Annotated in this window: 7 protein-coding genes; all 7 read left to right on the top strand. The window is 72.3% G+C overall.

The genetic code is table 11. From position 1 onward, the window contains the following. Positions 1 to 49: 49 nt before the first annotated feature. On the top strand, positions 50 to 529 hold the full coding sequence (locus tag OG975_RS05775; protein ID WP_406327905.1) for an SRPBCC family protein: 480 nt from the start codon (positions 50 to 52) through the stop codon (positions 527 to 529). Between the two features lie 62 nt (positions 530 to 591). Beyond that, on the top strand, positions 592 to 1,107 hold the full coding sequence (locus tag OG975_RS05770) for a hypothetical protein (RefSeq protein WP_406327903.1): 516 nt from the start codon (positions 592 to 594) through the stop codon (positions 1,105 to 1,107). A gap of 566 nt (positions 1,108 to 1,673) precedes the next feature. After that, the gene (locus OG975_RS05765) at positions 1,674 to 2,789 is read left to right on the top strand and encodes a GNAT family N-acetyltransferase (RefSeq protein ID WP_406327901.1); all 1,116 of its coding nucleotides are present in this window, start codon (positions 1,674 to 1,676) and stop codon (positions 2,787 to 2,789) included. A gap of 482 nt (positions 2,790 to 3,271) precedes the next feature. Further along, positions 3,272 to 5,032, top strand: a complete 1,761-nt coding sequence (locus OG975_RS05760; protein ID WP_406327899.1) for a fatty acyl-AMP ligase — start codon at positions 3,272 to 3,274, stop codon at positions 5,030 to 5,032. A gap of 279 nt (positions 5,033 to 5,311) precedes the next feature. Then, positions 5,312 to 19,315 (top strand): SDR family NAD(P)-dependent oxidoreductase, encoded by a 14,004-nt coding sequence (locus OG975_RS05755; RefSeq protein ID WP_406327897.1) that lies wholly within the window; start codon positions 5,312 to 5,314, stop codon positions 19,313 to 19,315. 104 nt (positions 19,316 to 19,419) lie between these two features. Continuing rightward, positions 19,420 to 21,894 (top strand): thioester reductase domain-containing protein, encoded by a 2,475-nt coding sequence (locus tag OG975_RS05750; protein ID WP_406327895.1) that lies wholly within the window; start codon positions 19,420 to 19,422, stop codon positions 21,892 to 21,894. After that, on the top strand, positions 21,891 to 23,027 hold the full coding sequence (locus OG975_RS05745; protein WP_406327893.1) for an alpha/beta hydrolase: 1,137 nt from the start codon (positions 21,891 to 21,893) through the stop codon (positions 23,025 to 23,027). The genes OG975_RS05750 and OG975_RS05745 overlap by 4 nt, the downstream gene beginning before the upstream one ends. Positions 23,028 to 23,073 lie beyond the last annotated feature (46 nt).

The raw sequence follows: 23,073 nt of genomic DNA, 5'->3' as shown, positions 1-23,073 counted from the left end.
TGGCGCGCCGGCCGGCGACACGGCATCTCAACATGTAGAGGAGTACGTCATGACCGACGGAACCACGTCCGTACCGACCTACGTCTACGTCACCTACATCCGTGCGAGCGCGGAGCAGGTGTGGCAAGCCCTGACGGACGCAGACCTGACGGCGCGCTACTGGGGGCACGCCAACATTTCGGACTGGCAGCCGGGCTCGGCATGGGAGCACCGACGCGTCGACGGATCAGGCGTCGTCGATGTCGTCGGTGAAGTGATCAAGGCGGAGCCCCCGACGTGCTTGGTCATCACCTTCGAGGACACCCCCGACGCCGAAACGCCAAGAGAACCGTCGACTGTCACCTTTCTCGTCGAACCACACCAGGACATCGTCCGGCTCACCGTGACCCACGAGAACCTCCCCAACCAGGAGATGCTCCACGGCATCTCGCGCGGTTGGCCGGCCGTGCTGGCGAACCTCAAGTCGCTGCTTGAGACCGGCGATGTCCTTCCGCAGGCGCCATGGGAGATGTCCCCCGGGCACGTCTGAGACGGCGCTCGCCGCAACCCTTCCCGTATTCGCCCCGCGTACGACCGCAGAAAGAGGACGACATGATGGACGCCGCCCCGCTTCGGGACGCCTACCGCGCGCTGCTGGACGCTGCTGCCACGGTGGCCGACTCCGGCGACACGAGCCCTGTCCCGCCGGCCGGCGAGTGGAACGCTGAGCAGATTCTGGCGCACGTCGCCATCGTCAACGCCGCCACCATCGCCGCCATCTCCTGCGTCGCCGCGGGAGCGAACACGACGTATGACAACCGCATGGCGCTCGACACCTGGACCATCGAACGCGTCATCACGCTCGCGGGCGGCAACGCGGGGCTTCGGGACCGCATCCGCCTCCAAGGGGACGCCCTCTGCGCACTCGGCGGGCCGATGCTGAGCGAGGCCGAACTCGACACCCTGGTGCCCACTCTGCTCCTGTCCAACGACAAAGTCCTGGTCGATCAGACCGTGCCCCTCAGGGACCTCATCGCGGGCCTCGCGGAAGTGGAGCTGCCCGGCCACACGAAGCAGCTCCTGGCCCTCCTGCCGGACGGCGCCGGGGCCGGGACCGAAACCATGTGACCTTCCAGCTGATCAAGGGACCCGGAGCGAGAACCCCGCAGCGCGCACTGGCGGGGGCTCTCGCGCGTCCGGACCGGTCTGGGTACGGAAGGCTCGCATCAGCCCGAACGGCTCCCGCGTGGCATCGTGATGCAGCAGACTCACCTCTACGGCTCTACGGCTCTACGGCTCTACGGCTCTACGGCCCTCGTGTCTGCCATGCCGCTGCCGTTTGCCGACCTCCTTCCCGAAGGGCTGGACGGCCAGGAGTCGCGGGTCGGGCGGCCCTGAGCGGACCGGGCCGCTCAATCCACAGCTTTCCGATGCGGTAGGGGCTCTTGACAGCGTGCGTACTGTTTCGCGACGTTTGAGCCCCGCCGCACCGTTCAAATCTCGGTAGCGACCGCGGAACGAGCGTGTATACGGCGTGGATCTCGGATAGCCAAAGAAGTGGCGGGACGCGCACAGCGCGTCATGGGGGGAGCGGTCGTCGATGCGATCCATGAGCAATGATCCACACATCTCACCGGCCTGTGCTGTGACCGGCACGTTCCTCGCGGACTCTGCGGAAGGGCGGTTGATCTGAGGTGGACATCACCATCTACAGGCTCGACGAGCTGAGCGTCTCGCTGCGCAAGGCATGGCACCAGGCGATGGACGAGTCGCCCGAATACGCCAACCCCTTCCTGGCGCCGGAGTTCGCGATCGGGATCGGCAAGTACCGCGGTGGGGCGCGGGTGGCGGTCCTGCACGAGAACGGGGAGCCCGTCGGGTTCCTCCCGTACGAGCGCAACGTCTTCGGCGTCGGCCGGGCCGTCGGGCTGGGCCTGTCCGACTGCCAGGCACTCGTGCACCGTCCCGGGGTCACCTGGGACACCGAGGAGTTGCTGCGAGCCTGCGGGCTGTCCATCCTCGAGTTCGATCATCTCGTCGAGGAGCAGAAGCCGTTCGGCAGACATGTGACGGGGACGTTCGCCTCACCGGTGATCGACGTGAAGCCCGGCGACGGCAGCTACGCGGAGTGGCTGCGCGGCGCGTACCCGGGGCTGGCCAAGACGACGCTGAAGAAGGAACGCCGCGTGGGGCGTGAGGTAGGGGAAATGCGGTTCGTCTTCGACGAGCGCGACCCGGAGGTGCTGCACCAGCTCATGCAGTGGAAGTCAGCCCAGTACCGAAGAACGGGGCGGATGGACCGGTTCGCGCGGCCGTGGATCGTCGACCTGGTGGACTATCTGTTCCACGTCCGCGAGGAGCACTTCACCGGCGTCCTGTCCGTGGTGTACGCCGGAGACCGGCCGGTGGCCGCACACTTCGGGCCGAGATCGCGCACGGTCCTGGCGGCCTGGTTCACCGCGTACGACCCCGAATTCCACCGCTACTCGCCCGGATTGATGATGCATCTTCGGATGGCCGAGGCGGCGGGCCGGCACGGCGTGACGCTCCTGGACCTGGGACGCGGTGACAAGGAGTACAAGGACTGGCTCAAGACCCGTGAACTGCGCGTGGGAGAAGGGTTCGTGGCCCGCCCCCACCCGGTGGCGGCGGCGCACCGGCTGTGGCGCAGACCGGTGCGGGGCCTGCGCAACACGGTCCTGGCCCATCCCAAACTGCGGGAACCCGCCGACCGGCTGCTGAAGACGGTCGGCACGCTGCGTACGTCGGGCCGTGCGGACTCCGGCGGAGCGGGACCCCGCGCACACTGAACTGGCTTCCCTGCTCCCGGCTTTCGCGCGATGTCGGCCGGGTGCACGGGTATGTCGACGTCCTGACGAGAGATCAGGCGAGCAGCGTGGCGGATGTGTTCTGCGGCACATACCAAGTGGTCCGCAATGGGGGCATCGGACTCGTGCATCCAGATAAGAGCAGCCGTGCACGCCGGTGACACGTTTCTCTAACTGGGTGTCAGATTATTCAATTGCCTATTGAAATACCCGGGGTTACATCTGTCGAGCCGAAAAGACTTGCTATCGTCCTACTCATCGGTAGCAAGCCGAACGGGGGGCACGAGGAGCCGGCGTACGCATCGCTGCTGCTCCTCGGCAGGTTGGTCGTGTGGGCATGTCTGGCAAGGGGGCCAGGCGGCCACGGCGTCTTCGCGTACGCATCACGCGGCCGGTCTTCGAGCTCCAGTTTTCTGGCCCTCCCTTTTCCTCGCCCATTTATCCGAACAGGTGAGACTCCTCAAATGGCTCGATCCCTGGTCGATTTACTGACCGTGCACGCCTCGCAACAGCCCGACCGGACCGCCTACCGCTATCTCGTCACGGGCGACTGTGACGGAGAGATCCAGGACATCTCGTTCGGGCGTCTGGCCGGCCGGTCCCGGGCCGTCGCCGCCTGGCTGCAGGAGCGCGGTCTGGCCGGTTCCCGCGCCCTGCTGCTGTATCCGCCCGGTCTCGAGTTCATCTGCGGCTACCTGGGATGCCTTTCGGCCGGAGTCGTCGCCGTACCGGGCGTACCCCCGCAGGGGCGGTCGCAGAACCATCGCGCCCTGACCCGGATGAGGCGGCTGATCGCCGACGCGGACGCCAAGGTGATCCTGGGCGGCCGTGAGGTGATCGCCGCTCTGGGCGCCATGTCGGAGCACCTGCCCGAACTGGCCGAGATCACCTGCGTCGCCACCGAGGACATCCCCGACGAGGCGGCCGGCTCCTGGCGCGAACCCGACCTCACCGCCGACTCGGTCGCCTTCCTCCAGTACACCTCCGGCTCCACCTCCGCCCCGCGCGGCGTGATGGTGACCCACGGGAACCTGCTGGACAACGAGCGGGTCATCACGGAGCGGATGGGCCACACCCCGGACGTGATCGCCGAGTACGACCACGAACTGTTCGTCAGCTGGCTGCCCGTGTACCACGACATGGGTCTCATAGGCCCGGTCCTGAACACGGTCTACCTCGGCGTGACCGCCACGCTCTTCTCGCCGCTGCACTTCCTTCAGCAGCCCCAGCGCTGGCTGACCGCCATTGACCGCTACCGTCCGCACACCAGCGGCGGACCCAACTTCGCGTACGAACTGTGCCTCAAGCATGCGACGCCCGACTTCGTCGACGGCCTCGACCTGAGCCGCTGGAAGGTCGCCTTCAACGGCGCCGAACCGGTGCGCGCCGCCACCCTGCGGCGCTTCACCGAGACCTTCGGCGCGGCCGGCTTCGGCCGCGAGGCCCTGTACCCGTGCTACGGCCTGGCCGAGGGCACCCTCATGGTCACCGGCAGCACGGTCGAGACCCCGCCCACCCTCGTCGAGGCCGCCGGGACCGGGCCGCACGCCGGCGCGGCGGACGCGGCGGCGGTCAGCTCGGGCCGGCCCGGTCCCGGCATGACCGTGGTGATCGCCGACCCCGAGGGGCAGGAGCCGCTGCCCGAGGGAGAGGTCGGTGAGATCTGGGTCGCGGGCGCGAGCGTCGCCAAGGGCTACTGGCGCAACACCCTCGCCACCCGCGAGACCTTCCGGGCCACGCTGAAGGACCGCGAGGGTCGCTTCCTGCGGACCGGCGACCTCGGATTCCTGCGCGACGGCGAACTGTTCGTCACCGGCCGTCTCAAGGACCTGATGGTCATCGACGGACGCAACCACTACCCGCAGGACCTGGAACTGTCCGCCGAGATGTCCCACGGGGCGCTGCGCCCCGGCTGCACCGCCGCGTTCTCCGTGGACGGCGCGGTGGACAGCGGAGTTGATGACACCGCGGACGGCGCGGTGGAGGGCGAACAGCCCGTCATCGTCGCGGAGATGGCCCCGGAAGCGGCGGGCGACTCCGACAAGATCACCGATCTGATCCGCAGCGCGATCGGCGAGGCCCACGGCCTGTCCGTGCGCGAGGTCGTGCTGGTCCACCCCGGCACCATCCCCAAGACGTCCAGCGGGAAGATCCAGCGCCACGCCTCCCGGGCGGCCTACCTGGCCGGCACCCTCTCGGTGGTCGGCGCGCCCGCCATGAGATGACCTGGACGACGGCACCCGCCGCCGGCACGCACATCCGTGCCGGCGGCGGCACCGCCGTCGCCCTGGTCGTACACCGGTTCCTTGGCCGTACGACGCCGGAATCGCCGTACGTCGCCGGAGTTCACCCACGCCGGTCGCATGGTCCGTCTGTCCGTCGCCCGCAACCGCCGTACACCGGTCGCACCGGTCGCACCTGCTGTGCCAGCCGTATCGGCCGTATCTGTCGTACGGAAATCGCCTGAGCCCGAGTTCACGAGTTCACGAGGACACCTTTTCCAGATGCCTGCGAACGAGTCCCCGAAGCAGTTCCCCGAGATGTCCGTCACGACCTCCGAGGGTGTGCGGGCCTGGCTGGCGGCGGCTGTCGCCGAGGAGGCCGGGATCGAACCGCCGGCCGTCGACCCGGAGCGGCCGATCGCCGAATTCGGTCTGGGATCAAGGCAGTTGGTGACACTGGCCGCTGGCCTCTCAGCGCGGATCGGGCGGCCTCTGGAGCCGTCCCTCGTCTTCGACCACCCCACGATCGCGGAACTCGCCGAGGCGGTCCTCGGTGAACGGCCCGCCGTCGCCTTCACGGCGGACCAGGCGCCCGCGAACCCGGCAGTACGAGCCGTCGCACGGGCCGACGACGACATCGCCATCATCTCCATGGCCTGCCGCTTTCCCGGCGGCGCCGACGACCCCGAGGCGCTGTGGCGGCTGCTGGCCGCGGGCGAGGACGCCATCACCGAGGTTCCCGCGGGCCGTTGGGACACTCAGGGGCTCTACGACCCCGACCCGGAGGCCGCCGGCAAGGCGTACACCCTGCGCGGCGGCTTCCTGGCCGACATCGACCGCTTCGACGCGCCCTTCTTCGGGATCTCGCCGCGCGAGGCCGCGGCCATGGACCCGCAGCAGCGGCTGCTGCTCCAGACCACCTGGGAGACGATCGAGCGCGCCGGGATCGTCCCGGAGACGCTGAACGGCAGCTCCACAGGCGTCTACATCGGCCTGTACGACAGCGGATACCTGGCCTCGGCCGGGCTGGGCCAGCTCGACGGGCATGTCGGAACGGGCTCGGCGTCCAGCGTGGCCTCCGGGCGGATCGCCTACACCCTCGGTCTCCAGGGCCCGGCGGTCACCGTCGACACCGCCTGCTCCTCCTCCCTCGTCGCCCTGCACCTGGCCGCGCGGTCGCTGGCGAGCGGCGAGTGCGACCTGGCGTTGGCCGGTGGCGCGACGCTCCTGGTGACACCGCGCGGGCACGTCGAGTTCAGCAGGCTGCGCGGGCTGTCGCCGTCCGGGCGGTGCAGCCCCTTCTCGGCCGACGCGGACGGCGTGGTGTGGGCCGAGGGCTGCGGTCTGGTGCTGCTCAAGCGGCTCGCGGACGCACGCCGGGACGGCGACCGGGTCCTCGCGGTCGTCAAGGGCTCCGCGATCAACCAGGACGGCCGCAGCCAGGGCCTCAGCGCCCCCAACGGCCCCGCACAGGAACGGGTGTTGCGCGCCGCCCTCGACGCCGCCGGGCTCCGGCCGGACGACCTGGACCACGTCGAGGCGCACGGCACGGGCACCCGGCTCGGCGACCCGATCGAGGGCCGGGCGCTGGCATCCGTGTTCGGTCCGGGGCGCCCCGCCGACCGGCCGCTCGGCGTCGGCTCCCTGAAGTCCAACATCGGCCACACCCAGGCCGCGGCCGGCATCGGCGGCGTCATCAAGACCGTCCTGGCACTCGGCCACGAACTGCTCCCGGCCTCGCTGCACGCCGACACCGTGACCGAGCACGTCGACTGGGCGGGCGGCGGCCTGCGTGTGCACAGCGGCGCCCAGGCGTGGCCGCGCGGCGGCGACCGGGTGCGGCGGGCCGGGGTGAGCGCCTTCGGGATCAGCGGTACGAACGCGCATGTCGTGCTGGAGGAGGCGCCGGAGGACATGGCGCGGCCGGCCGGCGAAGCGCTGCCCTCGGAGCTGTCTGGAGAGCCGACCGCAGAGTTGTCTGGGGAGCCGACCTCGGAGCCCACCGCAGAGCTGCCCGGAGAGACCCTGTTCCCGCTCTCCGCCCGGACCCTCCCAGCCCTCCAGGGGCAGGCCGCCCGCCTCCACGAACTGCTCACCGCACAGCCCGAGTTGCCCCTGCCGACCGTGGCCGGAACGCTGACCCACCACCGCACGCACTTCCAGCACCGAGCCGTCGTCCAGGCGGGCAACCGCGACGAACTGCTGACCGCGCTGCGCGGACTCGCCGAGGCGCAGCCCGACACCGGCACCGCCGCTGACACCGGCACCGGCTTCGGCGTCGTAGGCCCCCAACACGCCCTCCCCCCGGGCAAATTGGCCTTCGTCTTCCCGGGCCAGGGCGCCCAGTGGACCGGCATGGCCCGCGATCTGCTCGACCGTGACCCGGTGTTCGCGGACGAACTCGACCGCTGCGACGCCGCCCTGCGCCCGTTCACCACCTGGTCGGTGGCCGCCGTCCTGCGCGGCGACGGGGGCGCCCCGCCTCTGGATCGCGTGGACGTCGTGCAGCCGGTTCTGTTCGCCGTGATGGTGTCGCTGGCCGCGGTGTGGCGGGCTCGTGGCGTACGGCCGGACGCGGTGATCGGGCACAGCCAGGGCGAGGTCGCCGCGGCCTGCGTCGCCGGGGCGCTCAGCCTCAACGACGCGGCGGCCGTAGTGGCCCTGCGCAGCCAGGCCCTCACCGAGCTGTCCGGCACGGGCACCATGGCGGTCGTCGCCCTGCCGCACACCGAGGTCGAGGCCCGCCTCGCCGAAGCCGGCCTCGCCGACCGGGTGTCCGTAGCCGCCGTGAACAGCGGCCGTTCGACGGTGATCGCCGGTGAAGTGGAGCCGCTGGAAGCCTTGTTGGCCGCCCTCGACCGCGAGCTGGTGTTCACCCGCCGCCTCGACGTCGACTACGCCTCCCACAGCGCCCAGGTCGAAGCGGTCCGGGCCACCGTCCTCGACGAACTCGACGGCGTCACCACCTGCCCGACGTCCGTCGCCTGGTACTCCACGGTCACCGGTGAGCCGGTCACCGAGGAACTGGAGGCCGACTACTGGTACACCAACCTCCGCGAAACCGTCCGCTTCGCGCCCACCGTGGAGCGCATGGCGGCCGACGGCTACCGCTACTTCGTCGAACTCAGCCCCCATCCCTCCCTGGTCACCGCCCTGCGTACCGTCGCCGAGGACTCCGGTCACGAGGATCTGGCCGCCGTCGGATCGCTGCGCCGAGACGAGGACGGTCCCGGCTGCCTGGACCGGGCCGCCGCCGAACTCCACGTCCACGGACGGAAGATCGACTGGCGCCGCCTGGTCCCCGACACCGCACCGGCGGACCTGCCGACGTACGCCTGGGACCCGCAACGCCACTGGATCGAGCCCGAGTCCGCTCCCGGCGCCCCCGGCCTCTTCGACCGCGCCGCGCACCCGCTGCTCGGCGTCCAGCTCCAGTCGGCGGACGAGACCCGCTGGACCTTCCGCAACGAGTGGTCCCCGGCCACCGCCGACTGGCTGCCCGACCACGCCGTGTTCGGGCGGACCGTGGTGTCGGGCACGACACTGATGGAGCTGTGCCGCGCCGCGCTCGCCGTGGCCCGCCCGGACGCTCCCGGCGACGTCACCGACCTGCTCCTCCTCGCGCCTCTCACCCTGCCTCAGTCCGGCACGGCCGAGGTGTCCGTCGAGGTGGTCACCGCCGGTCCCGTACCGGAGGTCACCGTGCACAGCCGTCCGCGCGGTCAGGAGGGAATGGGCTGGACCCTGCACGCCACAGCGTCGGCGGCCGAACCCGCCCCGCCGACGGCGGGCCGGCCACCGGTGTGGCCCGAGGCGGCCGAACCGGCCTGGACCGAGGGGACATACGAGCGGCTCAGCACGCTCGGCCTCGGCTACGGCCCCGCCTTCCAGGGCGTACGGTCGGCCGTCACGACCGGCGACGGCGCGCTGCTCGCCCGGCTCTCGTTGCCGTCCGTGGCGCGTGATGTGGCCGACCTGTACCCGGTCCACCCGGCACTGCTGGACGCCGCACTGCATGTGGCCGCCGCGTTCGACGCCTCCGACGGCCGGGTGCTGCTGCCGGTCGCGGTGGGCCGCTGCGTCCTGCCGCCCGGTGGCGCGACCGACCTCACCGCGTCCGTACGGCGCACGGGTGGCTCCGGCACGGACCTCACGCTGGACGTGACGCTGTGGGACGCGGACGGTCTCCCTGCGGGCAGCCTGGAGGGCGTACGGCTGCGGGCCGCGGACCCGGCGGACCTGAACGGCGCCTCGGAGAACGCCCGGCACCTGTACGAGGTGGTGTGGACGGCCGTGGGTGACGAGCCCGCCGAGACGCCGGGCCACGAGTGGACCGTCCGCGGTGACCCCTCGGACCCGGAGCTCGCCGCAGCCTTGCGCGGCCTCGAAGCGGCGGGGATACAGGTGCGCGAGACGGGCGCCGACGTCGTCGTACGGTTCTGGCCGTGCCCGGCGGCGGATGCCGAACCGGCAGTCGCAGCACAGGAGTTGGCGGCCACGGCCCTGGCCGAACTCCATGCGCTGATCGCCCTTCCGCAGGACGAGGCGCCCGCCCGGACCGTATGGGTGACGCGCGGCGCGGTCGCGGCCGACGACCGGGACACCGTGCCCGGCCTCGCCCAGTCGGTGCTCTGGGGCCTGGCCCGCAGCGCCCGCGCCGAACACCCGGACCTCGGGCTGACCCTGCTCGACCTGGAAGGCTCGGATCCCGCCGGCGCTCTGGCGGCCGCCGTCGCGTACGCAGACGAACCCGAACTCGCCGTCCGTGCCGGAGCGTTGCTCGTGCCGCGGCTGGTGCGGGCCCGCGCCCAGGACGCGTTGCGGACCCCTGCGGACGCGCCCCTTCGTCCGGTGCTGCCCGAGGAGACCCTCGCACCCGGTGGCCGCCCCACCCTCGTACCCCCTGACGGCACCGTCCTGATCACCGGCGGTCTCGGTGCCGTCGGCCGGCACATCGCCCGTCTCCTCGCCGAACACGGCGTCCCCCGACTGCTTCTGACGTCACGCCAGGGATCCGCCGATTCGCGCACCGGCGAGGTCATCGCCGAACTGACCGCGCTCGGCGCCGAGGTGGAGGTCGCGGCCTGCGACATCGCGGACGCGTCCGCGGTGGCCGACGTACTCGGCCGTATTGGCGACGAGTTGCCGCTGCGAGGCGTCGTGCACTGCGCCGGCGTCCTCGCCGACGGGGTGGTCGCCGAGCTGACGCCCGAACGCCTCGCGCGGGTACTGAGCCCCAAGGTCGACGGCGCCGCCCACCTCCACCGGCTGACCGCCGACACGCCGCTCGACCTCTTCCTGCTGGTCTCCTCGGCCGCCGGTGTCATCGGCAACGCGGGTCAGGGCAACTACGCGGCGGCCAACGTCTTCCTCGACCAACTGGCCCATCACCGGCGGGCCCTGGGCCTGCCCGGCGTCTCGGTCTCCTTCGGCGCGTGGGCGGGCGAGGGCCTCGCCGCCGAACACGCCGACCTGGAGCGGATGGCCCGCCTCGGCCACCGCGCGCTCACCCCCGACCAGGGCCGGGATCTCGTCGAACTCGCCCTGCGACGAGGCGCACCGCACCTGGTCGCCTGGGCCCTGGACCTGCCCCGGCTGCGCGACCATGCGGCGGCCGCGGGCGACGGTACGGCGGCGCTCTGGCGCTCGCTGCTCCCCGCTCCCCGCATCGGCCGGGACGCCGCCGGCGACGGCCTGGCGGACCGGCTGGCCCGGCTCCCTGAGACCGAACGCTCCGAACGCGTCCTGTCCCTGGTCCGCGAGGAGGCCTCCCGCGCCCTCGGCCTGCGCTCGGCCGACTCCGTCCGCCCCGACCAGCCGCTGCGCGAACTCGGCATGGACTCGGTGACGGCGGTCGAACTCCGCAACCGCATCGGCACCCGCATCGGCGCCAAGCTCCCCGCCACCCTGCTGTTCGACCACCCCACCGCGACCCGGCTGGCCGAGTACCTGCTGACCACCGCCCTCGCGACCGGCGGCCGCACGACCCGCCGCACCGCTCCCCAAAAGCAGCCCACCCGCACGGCTGCGTCCGCGGCCGACGAGCCGGTGGCCCTGGTGGCCATGGCCTGCCGTCTGCCGGGCGGCGTCAGCGACCCGGAAGACCTGTGGCGCCTGGTCGCGGAGGGCCGCGACGCGGTGGGCCCGTTCCCGGCGGGACGCTGGGACGTGGAGGCGCTGTACGACCCCGACCCGGACGCCATGGGCAAGTCGTACGCCCGCGAAGGCGGCTTCCTGGGCGACGACGACCTGGAGTCCTTCGACGCGGGCTTCTTCGGGATCACCCCGAAGGAAGCGGCCGCCATGGACCCGCAGCAGCGCCTGCTGCTGGAGACGGCGTGGGAGGCGCTGGAGCGCGCCGGGATCGTGCCCGACGACCTCGCGGGCAGCACCACCGGTGTGTACGTCGGCATGTTCGGCAGCGACTATCTGTCGGGCTCCCGACTCGACCAGCTGGACGGGTACGTCGGTACGGGATCGGCGCTGAGCGTGGCCTCGGGACGGCTCGCGTACACGCTGGGGCTCACCGGCCCGGCGCTCACGGTCGACACGGCATGCTCGTCGTCGCTGGTCGCGCTGCACCTGGCCGCGCACGCGCTGCGGTCGGGCGAGTGCGACCTCGCGCTCGCCGGCGGTGTGACGGTGATGGTGACGCCGGGGACCTTCGTCGAGTTCAGCCGGCTGCGGGGCCTGTCGCCGACCGGCCGCTGCCGCTCCTTCTCCGATGACGCCGACGGCGCCATCTGGGCCGAGGGCGCGGGCATGGTCGTACTGAAGCGGCTGAGTGACGCGCGGCGTGACGGTGACGAGGTGCTGGCCGTACTGCGCGGCACGGCCATGAACCAGGACGGCCGCAGCCAGGGCATGTCCGCGCCGAACGGCCCGGCACAGGAGCGGGTGATCCGGCGGGCGCTGGAGCTGTCCGGGCTGGAGCCCGCCGACATCGACTACGTGGAGGCGCACGGCACGGGCACGACACTGGGCGACCCGATCGAGGCGAACGCCCTGTCGCAGGTCTTCGGTGACTCGCGCCCAAAGGACCGCCCGCTGCACCTGGGTTCGCTCAAGTCCAACATCGGACACACACAGGCGGCTTCGGGCGTGGTCGGGCTGATCAAGGTGGTGCAGTCACTGCGCCACCGGACCCTGCCGCGCACCCTGCACGCCGACACGCCCAGCAGGCACGTCGACTGGGACGGCAGCGGGCTGCACCTGCTGCGCGATACGGCGGCCTGGCCGTCGTCGCCGCAGCGCGTACGACGGGCCGGAGTGAGCGCCTTCGGGATCAGCGGAACCAACGCGCATGTGATCGTGGAGGAGGCCCCGCCGGCCGACGCGCAGCCGACGGACCAACTCCCGCCGGGAAAGCGGATGTTCGCACTCTCCGGCCGCAGTGAGGCCGCCCTCCGGGGGCAGGCCGCGCGGCTGGCCCAGTACGTGACCGAGGACACCGCCCTGCCGGACATCGCCCACACCCTGGCGCGGCACCGCGGCCACTTCGAACGGCGTGCGGCGATCGTGACGGATGACCGGGACGAACTGCGGGACAGGCTCACCGCGTTGGCGAGTGGACGGGCACCCCTCGCTCCGCCCCGCGAGGAGCGGACGGGCAAGGTGGCCTTCGTCTTCGCCGGGCACGGCGGTCAATGGCCGGGCATGGGCGTGGAGTTGATGGCGGGCTCGGACACGTTCCGCTCGGAGCTGTCCCGCATCGACGAAGCGGTGCGCCGCCGGGTCGGCTGGTCCGTGCTCAACGCGCTCCGGGCGCCCGAGGAATTCAGCCCGCTCGGCCGGACCGAGTTCCTGCAGCCGGTGCTGTTCGCGGTCAACGCGGCGCTTGCCGCCGCCTGGCGTGCGCTCGGCATCGCCCCGGACGCCGTGGTCGGGCACAGCCTGGGCGAGATCGCCGCCGCCTACAGCGCGGGCGCCCTCACACTCGACGACGCCGTGACCGTGGTGACCGGGCGCGCCCAGGCGGTCGTACCACTGGCGGGCAAGGGCGGCATGCTGTCCGTGGGACTGCCGCCCGCGCGGGTCGAGGAGCTGCTCGCGCCGTACGCGGACCGCCTGTTCGTCGCCGCGGTCAACAGCGCCGCTTCCACGGCCGTCTCCGGCGAGGCAGACGCGCTGGCCGCACTGCGCCACCACCTCGACGAGCAGGGAATCCCTGCACGGCCGCTGTCGACCCCCTTCGCCTCGCACACCCCCTTGATGGACCCGCTCCGCGAAGAGCTGCTCGACCGCTTCTCCGGCATCCGGGGCACCCGTACGCCGACACCGCTGTACTCGGCGGTGCTGGCCGAACCCCTGTCCGGGGACCGGCTCGACGCCGACTACTGGTACGCGAACCTCAGGGAGCCCGTCCGCTTCGCGGACACCATCCGAAGGATGCTGGACGACGGCTACCGCTACTTCGTCGAGCTGAGCCCGCACCCGTCGCTCATCTCGTCGATCGAGGCGGTGGCGGCCGAGGCCGGGATCGACGCGGTCGGCATCGGCTCGCTGCGCAGGCAGCAGGACGGGAGCGATGTCCTGCTGCGCAGGCTGGGGGAGTTGTACGTGGCCGGGCACACGCCCGACTGGCCGGTGCTGTTCCCGCGGGGCCGCCGGGCCGACCTGCCCACGTACGCCTTCGCCCGCGAACGCCACTGGCTCGCACCCGCCCCGGCCACCGGGACGGCCGGCGGTTCACCGCTCCTCGGCACGCACATCGAGGCCAGCGACGAAGTCGACCGGCACCTCTTCCAGACCGACATCGACCTGCGCGACAGCCGCTTCGCCTATCTCACCGACCACCGGGTCACCGGTGAGGTCTGGCTGCCCGGCGCCGCCTTCCTCGACATGGCCCTGGAGGCCGCGTCCGAGCTCCAGGGCGGCGGCGAAGTGCGGCTGACCGAGGTCAGGTTCCTTCAGCCGCTGTGCCTGGACGCGGAAAAGCCCGCACGGCTGCAACTGGCCCTGCGGCCCGCCGAGAACGGCAGCCGCGAGTTCACCATCGCCTCGGCGACCGCCGGAAAGCGGGGCACGCGGTGGGAGCGGCACGTCAGCGGACGTGTCGCCGACGCAGCCGAACCCCTACCCGGTGCGGGCGAGCGGCTCGCCGCCCTCCGCGACCGTTGCGACGAAGAGGTCGAGCTGTCGGCCGTCTACGCCGGGCTCGCTGCCCTGGGCATCGACTACGGCCCGGCCTTCCGGGGCCTGGAAGAAGGCCGCCGTACGGACAGGGCGGCACTCGGCCGACTGGCCCGGACGCCCGCCGCCGGTCATCTGCTGCACCCCGCGATCCTCGACGCCGCCTTCCACACGGCCGCCCTGCCCGGCGACGCGCCCGAAGGCCGGGCGTTCGTGCCCGCCGGCGTCGGACGACTGCGTTTCACCGGGCTGCGCACCACGCCCGCCTGGGTGACCTGCGAGCTGCGTTCCACGGCCGGCGACACCGCGACCCTGGACCTGCGGCTGTGGGACGAGAACGATCAACTGGTTCTGGAGGCCGAGGAGTTCGAGCTGGCCGCGCTCTCACCCCTGGACGGCGCGCTCTTCGAGACCCGCTGGCAGCCCCGCCCGGCTGCGAAGGGGCCCTCGGCGAAGGGCAGTTGGCTGATCCTGGCCGACAGCACCGGCGTCGCCGCCGAACTCGGCGAGCGCCTCGACTCGACCTGGCCGCATGTGATCGCCCGCAGGGGTGAGGCCTTCGCCGTCGAGGGTCCCGGCCGCTACGTCCTCGACCCGGCTGATCCGGACCAGCTGGCCCGTCTCCTCGACGAGGCGTTCCCGGACGGGCTGCCCGAACAGGTGGTCCAGCTGTCCGCACTCGACGCCCCGGAGATCGAGGACGCCCGTACGGCCGAGGAGGCCGCACGGCTGTGCTGCCTGAGCACTCTGCATCTGGTGCGGACGCTCGCCGACCGCCCGCGGGGCCGGGCTCCCCGCCTGTTCGTCGTCGTACGGGGCAGCCAGGCCGCCGGTGACAGCACGCAGGTGACGCACCCTCAGCAGGCGCTCGGCTGGGGCTTCGGCCTCGCCGTGGCGCAGGAGTATCCGGAGCTGTCGACCACACTGATCGACCTGCCGGCCACGGGCGCCGTCGACGCCCTGTGGACGCAGTTGCGGCACGCGGACGACGAACGGCTGGTCGCGCTGCGGGAGTCGGGCCGTCTGGTGCCGCGGCTGGCCCGCACGCACCCCGACGACGGCGGTCACGGCGACATCACCCCGGACGGCGTGTACCTGATCACCGGAGGTCTGGGCGGCCTCGGCCGCGTCGTCGCCGAGCGACTGGTCCGCCGCGGCGCCCGCCGACTGGCCCTGCTGAGCCGAGGCACGCCCGACGCGGACGCGGCGCACTGGATCAGCGGCCTCGAAGAGCACGGCGTCGCCGTGCATCTCGCCCGCGCCGACGTCGCCGACCGCGAAGGACTGACGGCCGCCCTGGACGCCGTACGACGTGCGGCCGGCCCGATCGCCGGTGTCGTCCACGCGGCCGGTGTCCTCGACGACGCCACGGTGGCGAACCTGACCGACGAGCGGGCCCTGCGCGTGCTCGCCCCCAAGGTCCTCGGCACCACCCTGCTCACCGAGCTGATCCCGGAGGCCGAGAACCTCGTCCTCTTCGCCTCGGCGGCCGGTCTCCTCGGCTCCGCCGGGCAGAGCCCGTACTCGGCGGCGAACGCCTTCCTCGATGCCTGGGCGCACCACCTCTCCCTTACCGGCCGACGGGCGCTCAGCCTGGACTGGGGCGCCTGGACGGGCGTGGGCATGGTCGCCGAGTCAGGCACCCGGGCCGCCGAGACCAGCCGCTCCGGTCTGGTCGCGTTCTCCCCACAGGACGGCGGCGAGCTGTTCGACCGGGTACTGGCCACCTCCCGCCGCCAGCTCGCTCCCCTCGCCCTGGACTGGGAGATGCTGGCGCTCGACCCGGACGCGGCACGCACCCGACCGATCCTGGGCGACCTGATCACCGCGCCGACGGGTACGGCGGACTCGGACGGTCTCGTGAAGAAGGTGTTCGCGGCGACCACGGACCACGACCGCGCGGTATGGCTCGAAGCGTACGTACGCTCCAGGGTCAGTGAGGTCTCCGGAGGCGCCGTGGACGTGTCCGCGACCACGGCCCTGAAGGAACTCGGCCTCGACTCCCTCATGCTGGTCCGGCTGCGCAATGCCTTCGCCCGTGAACTGGGCGCCGAGCTCCCGGCCGCCGCGGTGTTCTCGGCGTCCGACATCCGTGGCCTCGCACGGACCCTGGGCGAGGCCCTGCCCGAGCGGGACACCGTGGCGCGGCGCGAGCGGGAGCCGGCCGACGCCACCGCCGAGGTGCCCGAGAGCGAACTGCGGCCCGCGACCCGCGACGTCGTACGGCTGCTGCGCAGCGCCCGGCCGGGCATGCCGGACGCGGCGCACGGCATCGGGCTGGCCGTACGGCTCACCACGCCGACCACTCACGAGACGCTCTCCGACATCCTCACCAGGCTCGCGGGCCGGCACGCGGCCCTGCGCACCGCGATCGTCAACGGCACTGGCGGCGAACGGGAGTTGCGGGTGGAACGGCAGTCGGCCGAGCCGCTGCTGCACTGGACGGACGTGGCCCCCGACGCCGAGCTCGACGCCGCCGACCGGCTGCGCGGGCTGCTGGAGCCGCCGTTCGACCTGGCGAAGCCGTCGCTGTGGCGGTTCGAGCTGCTCGACGCCGAAGCCCGGGGCCAGATCCTGGTGTTCGGCGCGCACCACGCGGTGAGCGATCTGCAGTCGCTGCTGCTCGTGGCAGGGGAGATCGACGCCGAGCTGTCCGGCGCCTCCCTCGGCGACGCCGTCACCAACCGCGACATCGACCAGCTGATCGAGGCCCAGCGCCCCCAGCAGACCGACGCCACCCCCGGCGAAGGCGCGGCAGAATGGCGCGAGGCCTTCCACGGCAGCGCGCGACTGGACCTGACGCTCGCCGCACCGCGCCCGGCAGCACGCTCGTACCGGGCGGGCAGCGTGACCGTGACGATCCCCGACGGGCTCATGGAACGGGTCTCGGCAGCCGCGAGCAGGCTCGCCATCACGCCCGCCGCCTTCTGCCTCGGCACCCTGACCGTGCTGCTGGCCAGAATGCGGGAACGGGAGCGCTTCGTGCTCGCCGTGCCCGTGGACACACGCATCCACGCCGACGCGTACGACGCGGTGGGCTTCTTCGGAGTGCCGGTGCCGTTCCCGGCCGAGGCCCGGGCGGGCGAGCGGATCGAGGACGTACTGCGCCGCACCGACGGCCGCCTCGACCGGGTCCTCGCCAAGGGCGCCATGTTCTCGGACGTGCTGTCGACGCTGGCCCGACAGGGGCTGTACCGGGCGAACGCGCCGCTGGTGGAGGTGTACTTCAACTTCGTACGCTCCTCGGCGGGCCGCCTCAGCCACCTGGAGGTGCTGCCGGCCGGGACGGGCTACTCCGACCTCGACCTGATGATCACCATGACCCCGGACGAGGGCCGGATCAGGCTGGATCACAACCTCGACATCCTGGACGCGGCGACCTCCACCGGGCTGGGGGAGGAGTTCCTGCGATCGCTGGCGGAGGCGGTCGAGGATCCGGGAACGCCGGTCCGTACAACGACGGACGCGACGGACGCGACGGACGCGACGGACAGAACAGACGCGACGGTTGAGACGGTCTCTGCGATGCCTGAGGAGACCGGCCCCTCCCCGCGCCGCTCGCTCGCCCTCGCCGCCACCTTCGCCCTCGGCAATCTGCCGCTGCTCTGTGAGGCGGCGGTCGAGGAGGGCGCGCGGGACGGCGGTCTGACGGTCGCGGAAGCCCCGTACCACCAGGTCCTCGCCGGCCTGCGCGACCCTTCGAGCGTCTTCGCCGACCCCGCCACGGCGGTGGGTGTGGTGCTGCTGCGGGCGGCGGACCTGGAACGGTTCGGCCCGGTGGACGACGTACTGCTCGCCGAGCTGCGCACCGAGTACCCGGCCGCGCTGCGGGCCCTGTCCGAGCGGACCCGCAAGCCGCTGATCGTCGGCTTCCTGCCGTCCGCGCGAGCGGAGGACCGCCTGGCGCGCTGGGAGCGCGAAATCGCCGACGAGCTGGCGGAGTTGCCCGGCATCGCGGTGCTGCGACCTGACGACTGGACCCGGTACCACGCCGTCGAGGAACGCTTCGACGAGCGGACCGAGCGGCTGGCCCACCTGCCCTTCACCCCGCACTTCCAGGCGGCGGTGGCCCTGCGTCTCGCCGAGGTCGTACAAGCGGTGCGACGCCCCGCGCCCAAGGTGATCGCGGTGGACGGCGACGAGACCCTGTGGGGCGGGGTGGCCGGGGAGATCGGTCCGGACGCGGTGGACCTGACCGGCCCGCGTGCCCTGCTCGCGCGGCGGCTGCTGCGGTGGCGTGCCGCGGGCGCGCTGCTGGCGCTGGTCAGCAACAACGACGAGGACACGGTACGGGCCGTCCTGGACCGCCCCGACAGCCTGTTGAAGGCGGAGCATTTCAGCGTGCTCTCCGCCGCCTGGGGCCCGAAGCCGGGCCGGCTGGCCGAGGCGGCCCGCACGCTCAACCTCGGTCCGGACAGCTTCCTGTTCCTCGACGACAACCCGGTCGAGATCGCGGGAGTGCGGTCCGCGCTGCCGGAGGTGCTGTCGGTGACCTGCCCGCCCGCGGCCGAACTGGAGGAGTTCCTGGGCCGGTTGTGGCCGCTGGTACCGGCCGCGGCGACGGCCGAGGACGGACTGCGGGCACAGTTCTACGAGCAGGAGCGGGAACGGGACGCCGCGCGCGAACAGGCCGGATCCGAGGAGGCCGGATTCGAGGAGTTCCTCGCCCACCTGGAACTCGACGTCGACATCAGGGCCCTCACCGAGGCCGACGTCGAACGGGCCGGGCAACTCGTCCGCCGTACCAACCAGTTCACCCTTCGCGCCCGGTCGGCCGACGGCGGTGATCTCGCCCGGTGGCGGGAGGGCGGCGAGGTGTGGACGGCGGCGGCCCGGGACCGGTTCGGCGACTACGGCCAGATCGGCCTGCTCGCCGTCCGCCGGGACGGCGACCAACTCGACGTCCTGGCCTGGCTGATGAGCTGCCGGGCACTCGGCCGAGGCGTCGAGGAACGCCTGTTGCAGTGGCTGGCCGACCGCGCCGACCAGCTGGGCTGCGCGAAGGTCCGGCTGACGGCGGAGCGCACCCCGCGCAACGTACCGGCCCGCCGACTGCTCGCCGCGCTCGGCGGCGGCGACCAGGACGACCAGCTTCTGGAGAGCGTGGTCACGCCGGAACAACTACGGGCCTTCCGCTCCTGGCGGCGGCAGTGAGCGGGCGGGAAGCGGGTCGGCCACGGCCCTTGGCGACAGTGGCCGTGAGCGATGGGAAGCAGTGGCAGTGAGCGAGTGGACCGTGCACAGAGTGAAGGGCTCTCATGCGTGATGTGAACGAGGCCGCGCCGGCGTACGCCGGACAGCGGGCGACCGGCGAGTCGATCGAGCGGGGCGGCGGCGGGCTCGGCCTGGACGCCCTGCTGGCCAAGGTCAGGACGGCCGAGGCCCCATCGCCGACCGGCCCTGACGCCGGTTCGGATCCCGGTTCCCGTAACACCCCGGCTCCCGCGGCCCCGGACGTGGACGGGCTGGCCGCCGCCATCGCCGCCGCGGCGGGCCCGCATCTGCCCGAGGGGCACCTCTCGCCCGACGCCGACTTCTTCGACGCCGGTGGCAGTTCCGTCGGCGCCGTAGAACTCGTCGCGCAGCTGGAACGCGAACTTGGCCTGGAGATCAGCCTGGACGACGTGTTCGCCGACGCCCGGCCCCGCAGCCTCGCCCAGCGCTGGCTGTCGACCGCGGGAGCCACGGCGGTCCTCTCGGCCCCGGCGCTGCCCGCGGGAACCCTGGCGACCGCGGCCCCGGTCACTTCAGGAACCTCGCCCACCCCGGGCACCCTTCCGCTCTCCGCCGCGGGCACCCGCCCGGCCGCAGCCCCGGGCACCCTTCCCGTCCCGGCCCCCCGCACCCCGCCCGCGTCGGCGACCCCGACTCAGCCCGGCAGCGGCGACGCCCCCTACTCCACCGCCCGCCCCGAGGACCTCGACCAGATCCTGGCCGACCTCTCCCTCGCCGACCGTCTGCCCTGGACCAGCACCCCCGAGCCGTTGCCGCCCCGCCGGATCCTGCTGACCGGCGCCACCGGCTTCCTCGGCAGCCATATGCTCCTCGACCTGCTGCGGCACAGCGACGCGCACGTCTACTGCCTGGTCCGCGCCGACGACGAGGAGGCGGCTACCGCCCGGCTCGGCGACGCGCTCAAGAGCTACCGGCTGCCCTGGTCGTCGGAGGTCCGCCGCCGGGTGACCGTGCTCCCCGGCGACATCAGGCGCCCGCACCTGGGCCTGTCCGACGAGCTGTGGAACACGCTCGCCCATGAGCTGGACAGCGTGGTCGGCGTGGCGGCGGCCGTGGACTTCCTGCGCGGCTACCAGTCGCTCAGGCAGAGCAATGTCATCGGCTCACTGACCCTCGCCGAATTGGCGGCGACCGGCCGGCCCAAGCCGCTGCACCACATCTCCTCGATCGCGGTCTTCAACGAGGTCGGCATCAACGCCATGGGCGAGGACGACCCGTTCGCCCACGTCGACCGCCTCATCGCGGGCTACGACCAGACGAAGTGGGCCGCCGAGGTCGCGCTGCGCCGGGCTCGCGACCACGGTCTGATCGTCACGGCCATGCGCCCCGGCGGCATCGGCGGCCACACCAGGACCGGCGCCTACAACCCGCAGGACCTCAGCAGCGGCCTCATCTCGGCCTTCGGCCGCTTCCGCACCGTGCCCGCCTTCCACTATCTGAACGCGGCCCCGGTCGACTGGGTGAGCCGGGTCGCGGTGGGTGTCATCTGCGAACCCGACGCGTGGGGCTACGACTACAACCTCACCGGAGTACCCAACACCCTCGACGACGTCGTACGGGACATGGCGTTCGGCGGCATGCATGTGCGCGTACAGGACTGGGACGAGTGGCGCACCGACGCCCTGGCCCGCCTGGAGGCCGAGCCCGTGCCCGAACTGGGCTTCCTGGCACGGGTGTTGCAGAGCCCCACCGCCCTCAAGCTGTGCGAGGCGACACTGAAGGGCCCGGCGGCCACCGACGACCGTACCGCCGCGCTCGTCGAGGCGCTCGGGCTCCCGCCGGCGGCCCGCTACGACGCCCAGGCCCAGCTGAAGACGTTCGAGCGGCTCGCCCAGGACGGCCTGGCCCGGCTGCCGCACAAGGACGACCAGCCGTACCTGTGGTTCTCCGAGACGACCGAGGGCGGTGTCGGCCCGGTCGGAGCTCCCGCCGACACCCCCTGCTCGATGGCGCTCACCCTCTCCATCGCGAGCATGTACCAGTTGGTGAAGGAACGCCGGGTGGACGTCAGCGGCGAGCTGACCTGCCCGGCGGTGCATCCCGAACCCCTGGTCGTCGAGCGCGGCGACGTCTGGATCCGCCCCGACGAAGGCATCCCGCACCAGCACGGTCTGCGCCACCAACTCCTCACCTACCGGCTGTCGTTGCTCGACGCCGACGGCGGGCGCTGGTGGCTGGAGGGCAGCAAGTACGCCCGGGCCCGCCGTGACGTCTGGCGGCAGACCCGAGCGCTGACGGTCGAGATCGGCCGCGAGGGCGAACCGGCAGTGCTGGCCGGCGAGGTCGTCGTGCCCGCCGACAGCTACCTACGTGACCAGGTCGACGGCATCAAGGTCGACCCGCGCCTGACCAGCCAGGAGAAGCGGGCCGCCAAGCTGACCTGGCTCGCCTGGTTCGGCCTGGAGATGGGCCGCGGCCTGCTCGGCCCCTTCGCCCGGGCCGCGGCCGACCTCCTCGACCTGCGCCGCACCCAGACCCCCTCGGAGCACCGCCGATGATCCTCAGGACGACCAACTCCCGTACCAGGCACGCGATGCGCAAGGTCAGGACCACCGCGGCGCTGCGCCCCCTTCGCCACCGCCTCGATCCGGCGACGGTCGAGGAGATCCCCTTCCGGGCGGGCGACGGCGTACGCCTCGGCCTGACCCGTATCGACAGCGGCGAGCCGGACCGGCCCGCCGTACTGCTCCTGCACGGGCACACCGCCTCCGCCGACATGTTCCTGCTGCCCGAGACCCGCAACCTGGTCGACGTCCTCCTCGACGACGGCTACGAGCCCTGGCTGCTCGACTGGCGGGGCAGCTGCCGGCTGCCGTACAACGAGACCGGCCAGAGGTACACGTACGACGATGTCGCCCTGTACGACATCCCCGAGGCCGTCTCCCACATCCGGCAACGCATCGGCGACCGGCCGCTGTTCGTGGTCGCCCACTGCATCGGCTCGCTCACGCTGTCGCTGAGCATGACGGCGGGGCTGGTGCCGGGGCTCGCGGGCGTGGTGTCGCAGGGGGTGTTCCTGACACCGAAGCTGGCGGGCCGCACCTCGCTGCGGATGTCGGTGGCCGGGGAGCTGCTGAAGTCCCGGATCGATCACATCCCCGTCGACTTCCGCACGGTGGGCTTCTGGTCGAAGTACACCCCGCTGTTCGCACTGGCCTCCCGGAAGGCGAGCTGCCCGGATCCGACCTGCCAGATCCTGCACAACTCGGCCTGGGGGACCGGCGCTTCACTGTTCGTGCACGAGCATCTGTCCGAGGCGACCCACCACCGGCTCGCCGAGCTGCTCGGACCCGCGCCGCTGTGGATCCTGCCGCATCTGCGCCGCATCGAGCTGGCCCGTACGGTGGTGCGCTGGCACGACGGCGACCACCGCTACCGGGCGCTGCCGCCCAACGCGCTGGACGCCGCCGCCCGCATCGACACCCCCGTCCTGCTGCTCGCGGGCAGCGAGAACGGCCTGTGGCTGGATTCCCAGAAGCTCTGCCACGACGTACTCGCCCGCAGGCAGCCCCAGCTGGACGTGACGTACACCGAGATCCCCGGCTACGGCCACCTCGACACGTTCCTCGGCCGAGGCGCCGCGCTCGACGTGTTTGGGCACATCCTCGATTTCCTCGGCGAACAACGGTGACGGCGGCCCGGGCGGCCGGTTACCGTACGCGTCAGTAACCGACCGC

The sequence above is a fragment of the Streptomyces sp. NBC_00203 genome, from assembly GCF_045206325.1.
Taxonomy (GTDB): domain Bacteria; phylum Actinomycetota; class Actinomycetes; order Streptomycetales; family Streptomycetaceae; genus Streptomyces; species Streptomyces lutosisoli.
This window is presented reverse-complemented; position numbering and strand designations above follow the sequence as displayed.

Excerpts from the sequence above, each read along its gene's own strand:
- OG975_RS05775 (WP_406327905.1), top strand. The coding sequence starts at position 50 with ATGACCGACGGAACCACGTCCGTACCGACCTACGTCTACGTCACCTAC.
- OG975_RS05770 (WP_406327903.1), top strand. The coding sequence starts at position 592 with ATGATGGACGCCGCCCCGCTTCGGGACGCCTACCGCGCGCTGCTGGAC.
- OG975_RS05760 (WP_406327899.1), top strand. The coding sequence starts at position 3,272 with ATGGCTCGATCCCTGGTCGATTTACTGACCGTGCACGCCTCGCAACAG.
- OG975_RS05755 (WP_406327897.1), top strand. The coding sequence starts at position 5,312 with ATGCCTGCGAACGAGTCCCCGAAGCAGTTCCCCGAGATGTCCGTCACG.
- OG975_RS05750 (WP_406327895.1), top strand. The coding sequence starts at position 19,420 with ATGCGTGATGTGAACGAGGCCGCGCCGGCGTACGCCGGACAGCGGGCG.
- OG975_RS05745 (WP_406327893.1), top strand. The coding sequence starts at position 21,891 with ATGATCCTCAGGACGACCAACTCCCGTACCAGGCACGCGATGCGCAAG.